Genomic DNA, 6,097 nt, shown 5'->3' on the forward strand with positions numbered 1-6,097 from the left:
AATGCGGTAACCGCCGTTCTTGTCCGGCTGGATACGCAGGATCTTGCCGCGCAGGTCCTGAGTGTTGCCCGCGCTGCGCAGGGCATCGTGATGCGTGCCTTCGGCGGTGTTGTTGATCGGACCGGAGCCGTTGGACTCGAAGGGGTTGGCATTGTCCCCCAGGGCGACGAACAGGTTGCCGTGCTGGTCAAACTCCAGGTTGCCACCGGTGTGGCAGCAGGTGTCGTCGTTGGGGATGTCCATCAACACCTGCTCAGAGGCCATGTCCACGGTTTTTTCGTCCACCTTGAACTGCGCCAGCCGTTGCAGCAGATCGTGCTCGCCGCTCTCGTCCGGCAGGTTGTACATCGCGTAGATCAGCCCGTTCTCGGCAAAGTCGGGGTCGAAGGCCACCGCAATCAGGCCAAACTCGATGTTTTTGGCAGGCGCGAACACTTCAAACTCGGCCATTTCGGTCATTTCCCGGGTGCCTACATCCACCCAGAAGAGCTTGCCCTGGCGCTGGGCGATCATGGCGGCGCTGTAGTCCTCGGTCACATCAAAGCTCACCGGCTCGTTCAGGTCATCCACCAGAATGTCGCGCTTGAAGCGGCGGGGGTCCGGTTTCACCTCGGCGTAATCCAGCGGCCGACGTTCGGCCAGGGCATACTCAAGCCCCCCGTCCAGGTGCTTCAAAAATAACGGTTCGCTGAACATCTCGATGGTATGGCCCAGGCCGGTGTAGAAGGCCCGCCCACCGTCAAAGTCGTGGTACCAGGCGATAGGGTGGTAAGCGCCGTGCTGGCCGCCCTGGTAGCTGCGCTCGTCAAGGGTCAGCAGGTCGGTGCGGCGATCGGACAGCTGCTGAAAATCGTACCACTCGTCCGCCAGCCGGAACTGCGCCGGTAGCGTTTCGGTGGCCGGGTGATGGGAGTTGACCACCTTGATGGTGGCCGCCTGCACGTCCGCCGGGTCGCTGGGGTGGGATTTGAACGTCGCGCCCAGCAGGCGGCGATACCAATGCCAGTCGCCCTCGGTGTCCGCCGCCGAGTGGATGCCCACAAAGCCGCCGCCCGCCTGGATGTAGCGCTCGAACGCCAGTTGCTGCTGTGCGTTGAGCACATCTCCGCGGGTGTTGACGAACACCACCGCCGCCATCGTCTGGAGCTGCTCATCGGTAAACACGCTGGCGTCATCCGTTGCCTCTGCTGTCAGACCGCGTGCCTCCACCAGATCGGTCACTGCCTGGACCCCGGCCGGGATCGACTCGTGCTGCCACTCGGGGGATTTGGAGAAGATCAGCACAGAGCCCAGCAGGTCGCCTGGCTGAGTCGAGGTGGGCTTTTCCGCGCCCTGGTCGGAGTCAGAGCACGCAGTGGACAGGGCGCCCAGGAGCACCAGGGCGAAAACAGCGAAAATACGAGGGGTATTTACAGTCATGGGAAAGTTCACATTGCCGTTGGGATGTTATTGCTCGCCTGTTTATTGGGTACGGGCTGAGTGTGGAAATCGGTAGGGTGCCACTATAAACCAGACGTGGGAGCGATGCGAGTCGGGGTGACTATTAGGGGGCAGGCATAAAAAAAGGCTCCGAAGAGCCTTTTGCAGGGTAGATCAACCGCGTTTATAGGTTATTGTCGTCCGCGCAAGTCGCCACAGCGCTGTGGTCGCAGCCACCGGAGTCGATGTAGCGCTGAGTGGAGTACTCGGCTTCGGGCAGTTTGATCAGGTTCTGGCCATCAGCGGTCAGTGCTTCGACATAATCGATAAAGCCCTGGGCGTATTCGGTGAAGGTATCCTCGTAATCGCCGGCGTCGAAGGGAATCGCAAAGGTATCGTAGCCATCCTGCCCGGAGGCGATAAAGTCATTGGTGACCACGGTGTAGGTGGCCGAGGTATCAATGGCGGTCCAGTCACCGGCTACCTGTGAGTTCACTTCCACGTTGGACACGCGGCTGCCTTTCCCCTGGGATGCATCTACTTCAAAACGCAGGCCGGAGGCGTAGGGGTAGGAGCCGGAGGAGCCGCCGTTGTCGAGGGCATTGGCCAGCGCGTCTTCCAGCACATCGATAATCTGCTGACCGGTCATGTCCAGCGTTACCAGCGTGTTGGAGAAGGGCAACAGGGTAAACGCATCGGCAATGGTATAGGGGCCGGTTTCCACATCCACCCGCACACCGCCGCCATTCTGAATGGCAATATCGGCCGTTGGTGTCACCGTGAGAAAGGCTTTGGCAACAATATTGGAAATGTCGCTGCCGCGCTCATAGGTCGCCGAGGCATCACACAGGGAAGAACGCCCCTGTCCCGGAAAACGCTCCAGACACAGGTCTTCCGCGCTGCTGCCAATCACGGTCTGTTCCAGCACACTGACCTGAGCGTCGTAAATCGACAACAGGTTGGTGGTGTTCGCGTCTGGCTGGGTAACCACCACTTCCGGGTGGGCAGTCAGCGCCCGGACCACGGAGAACTGATCGGCGGCGTTCAGGCTGCGCGTCTCTTCCTCATTATATTCATAGACAAAGTTATCGCTGATGGGCATCAGCGGCATACCAGCGCAGGAAGAGACCACGCCGGCCTCGTCAAAACTGACGTGAAGCTTGCCCATCAGGTGAGCGTACTCCCAGGCCTGAACCACACAGACGGGCTCGCCATCGGCGTTGTTCACCTGCGTCGGGTAGTCACCGGCCGGGTTAAAGCCCAGTTCCGCAAAGGTCTCGTCGCCGAGCAGCGTGTGTGAGTCGCCGCCAACAATCACGTCGACGCCGCTCAGGCTGGCTGCCAGATCGAGATCGTTCTGATACTGGTAGTGGGTCAGCAGAATGATCTTGTTGACGCCCATTTCGGACAGGGTGTCGATGTTGGCCTGGGCCGTCGTCACCTCGTCCAGGAACTCAGTCCCTTCGTCGGGGTTGGATGAGTTCTTGGTTTTACCGGCGATATCAATGCCGATAATGCCAATCTGCTCACCGTCTCGTTCGACAATGGTGTAGGGCTGAATATAGCCGTCGGCAATGGCTGAATCTTCGGCCGGCTGCACATTGGCCGCCAGTGCCGGGGTTTCGCAGGCGGTGGAATTCAGGGCGTCCAGGAAGGTCGCCAGGCCGCTGTCGCCATCATCGAACTCATGATTGCCCAGGGCGAAGGCGTCGAAACAGACTTCGTTCATGACCGCCGCATCGGCTGCGCCGTTGAACAGCGAATAATACAGTGTGCCGGTGATGGCGTCCCCCGTGTGCAGCTTCAGGACGTTTTCGTGTTGGCCGGCCACCGTATTGAACAGACTGACCAGCATCGGGAAGCCGCCGTAGGTCACCTCAACCTCGGTGACGGCATCGGCGGCCTCATTGGTGGCATCTACCAACCCGGTCACGTCAAAGTCAAAGCTCTCGGCGGCGATGTGGGAATGGTGGTCGTTCATGTGCAGGATGGTCAGGTCGATGGCTTTGGGCGCCGGTTCACCCTGTGGACCCTGTTCCCCTTGAGGGCCTTGCTCACCCAGTTCACCCCTCGGGCCGACGTCCCCGTCGTCGCCGCTACAACCTACCAGTACCGCCTGCGCGAGCAGGCTCAATGCAAATACTCTGAAAACGTTCATGTTGTCCTTTACCTCTGATGTTACGAAATCGTCGATGGTCAGAGGATGTTACGGACGCATTTTGAAGCTCTGGTGACAGTGGGGGCTGCGGGAGTCCAATCACAGAAAATTCATGGAGTGGTAACAAAAGTGAAATCCCAGGAGGCTGGCTCTAGAGCTATCTGTCGGTTGTGTATGGTGGCGAGCTCAATGAGCGATTATATAAATCCGGTGGTTCTGTAAAAAAGACAAGATAATTTATATATTTCCGGTTATTTCCCATAAAACTACCGGTAAGTTGTAGATTGATAGGTTATATACCCTAAAATGTTGCTTTTCTGGTAGTCGCCGTCGGCGCACTGCGCCGACCCGAGTGAACAAGTTCGTTTGCTAAGCGGCGTTCAGAGGCTCGATTCGGGCCACCTCATCTTTAGCTGACTGGGAGGCCTCCCATAGATCAACGGCTCTCTGCGCGTTCAGCCAAAACTCGGGAGAGTTGCCAAACAGGCGGCCCAGTCGCAGAGCCATTTCGGGGCTGACCGAGCGGCGCTCGCGCAACAACTCGTTCACAGACTGGCTAGAGACCCCCAGGAGCTCGGCGAGCTTAACGACGCTTAAACCGTAATCCGGGATAAAGTCCTCCCTCAGCATCTCACCAGGGTGGGTCGGTTTGCGCTGAATACTCTCAGTATTGGGAATAGCCATAGTTTTCACCTCTCAGTGAATGTGCAAGTACTTCTTCTTAAAAATCGTCCTAAGGGGCCTTCTACCCTTATCACTTGATCTCGGGATTATGAAGCCCTTGGGGTCAATAGTGAGGATGTACGGGTCCGCTTTGTTAAACGAAAACTTCAAACGGTTATGACTCTGAACTTCTACATCTTCAAGTATTCCAGGCACCAGCGCGCTGGAAATTTCGATTTGATCTGTTACCTCAAAGTGCTGGTCGATCACTGTGATGTAAAGCGCCTCATCGTACGGTGAATCTGCCGTCGTCAAGATGAGGTGCCAGCCATTGGGAAGGGAAAACTGCTTCTCCAGCACCGAGCCTTTAACATTGACAGACTCTGGTCGCCGCGAAGTCGTTAAAATCGACGCATTTTGATTTATTGGTGTCAGATAAAAAAAGTCAAGTTCTTCCATTCTGTCGTTCCTTACGGACAGTTACCATTGCTCACTGCTGATGATTGTCACCTGCCGGGCCGATCCAGGAAAATAGGGAGGCATGCTAGACCATGAGTTGGGAGTTGGTTGATTTCAAGGTAACTGGTCCATGGCATCAGCGTGGTAAGCCGTTCATACAGCACATAATGTGATTTGTGTCACTCCGTAAGGGGTTGAACTCATTTGACCTCAGAGGTATTCTTTCACCGCAGTTTATCCTCCGATTTTAGCAGCTACAAATTAAAAGGAAATTAATTATGACGCCATCTGTTCTCCAGCATCTAGACGAGCTTCGCCCAGAAACGGGAATCAAAACCTTAGGCGATTTGATTGGCTTAAAAAGGTATCTGCAAAATTCCGGTCAAAAGCCCTTCCTTCTTGCCCACTCTAAATTTTTGAACGGCCGTTGGATTTATGAGCCATCGACTCCTGTCGAGAAACTGGCAATACAAGAGAATTGCGTCGCGCACCGAAAAGCGATGACATTACCCAGCGTCATAGAGAACAACTATACGTTCATGCTCAATAACCGCCTAATGGGCGGTCGAGATTACCCGCTTCTCACTTCCCTAGCAGGTGCAGGGGCAAGCTTTGTATCGGGTGGGGCAGGGCTTATCTTCAGTGCGGCGGCAACGGGAATCAGTCTGGGAAAAACCACGCATCGAATTTTGGCGCGCGGAGGAGATGAACTCTGGCAACGGGAAGAGATAGGTAAATCACGAATAGGCGCCTCCTTTGTTCCGGTTCATGTTGTTTCATATTTTTTGGTTGATCCTTTTCGTGGGGCAAATGATCGAAAAGTATGGCTGATACATGAAGAGCGACATGAGCTTGCCATGTAAAAGGAGGTGATGATGAATAGTGGTATAAAAACAAATGTTCGGGCTCTATCCATTTTCCTGCTGTTATCGGCAAACGCCTGTAATAGTGGAGCTACGAATGAAGAAAATAATCCTTATGATCGGCTTTGTTTGATCTATGAGGAAGAGCTTTCCGGCAGGGAGTCACCGGGACCGGAGGTCTTCCAGAGACTCTCTGACCGGGTTGATGAAGAGATTCCAGAGTTAGAAGAGCATACTGGCCATCTAGCCAATCTTCCCAAGAAGCGTTTCTACTCTACATTGAAAGACTTGGCGGAATATGAAACAGGAAGAGATTGGGAGTGTCGTTTTATTGCGGACTACTACCGTTAACTTGAATTAATCGCATTAACCTCATCAAGATTTATTTGCCTGGGCCGAGAGTGAGACCGAAGATTTATCGGGACTCTTTTTAGCTGTAATCCCCTCGCTTCACGTTTCAGAACGCTGATAAAAGCGTGGCTGGTAAACTGCGAACCCCGATCGCTGTTAAAGTGTAGTAGTTCAGACTTGATCT

The 6,097-nt window shown here is 54.9% G+C and carries 6 protein-coding genes; 2 read left to right on the forward strand and 4 right to left on the reverse strand.

The annotated features are described in order from the left end of the window. From B3520_RS02135 to B3520_RS02150, 4 genes are all read right to left on the reverse strand, one after another. On the reverse strand, positions 1 to 1,419 hold a 1,419-nt coding region (locus B3520_RS02135), incomplete at its 3' end, for a ThuA domain-containing protein (protein ID WP_286875251.1). A gap of 184 nt (positions 1,420 to 1,603) precedes the next feature. Continuing rightward, positions 1,604 to 3,577 carry an NAD nucleotidase gene (nadN, locus tag B3520_RS02140; protein ID WP_286875254.1) on the reverse strand — a complete coding sequence of 658 codons (1,974 nt, stop codon included), beginning with the start codon at positions 3,575 to 3,577 and terminating at the stop codon, positions 1,604 to 1,606. A gap of 369 nt (positions 3,578 to 3,946) precedes the next feature. Next, positions 3,947 to 4,261 carry a HigA family addiction module antitoxin gene (locus B3520_RS02145; protein ID WP_286875257.1) on the reverse strand — a complete coding sequence of 105 codons (315 nt, stop codon included), beginning with the start codon at positions 4,259 to 4,261 and terminating at the stop codon, positions 3,947 to 3,949. Positions 4,262 to 4,273: 12 nt separating this feature from the next. Continuing rightward, positions 4,274 to 4,699 carry a hypothetical protein gene (locus B3520_RS02150; RefSeq protein WP_286875259.1) on the reverse strand — a complete coding sequence of 142 codons (426 nt, stop codon included), beginning with the start codon at positions 4,697 to 4,699 and terminating at the stop codon, positions 4,274 to 4,276. Positions 4,700 to 4,977: 278 nt separating this feature from the next. Here B3520_RS02150 and B3520_RS02155 point away from each other — a divergent pair, with 278 nt between their 5' ends. Further along, complete coding sequence (locus B3520_RS02155; RefSeq protein ID WP_286805899.1) at positions 4,978 to 5,562, forward strand: hypothetical protein; 585 nt, start codon at positions 4,978 to 4,980, stop codon at positions 5,560 to 5,562. 12 nt (positions 5,563 to 5,574) lie between these two features. After that, a complete protein-coding gene (locus B3520_RS02160; protein ID WP_286805897.1) occupies positions 5,575 to 5,913 on the forward strand; it encodes a hypothetical protein in 339 nt (112 codons plus the stop codon). Positions 5,914 to 6,097: the final 184 nt, after the last annotated feature.

The sequence above is a fragment of the Marinimicrobium sp. UBA4509 genome, from assembly GCF_002388575.1.
Classification (GTDB): Bacteria; Pseudomonadota; Gammaproteobacteria; order Pseudomonadales; family Cellvibrionaceae; genus Marinimicrobium; species Marinimicrobium koreense.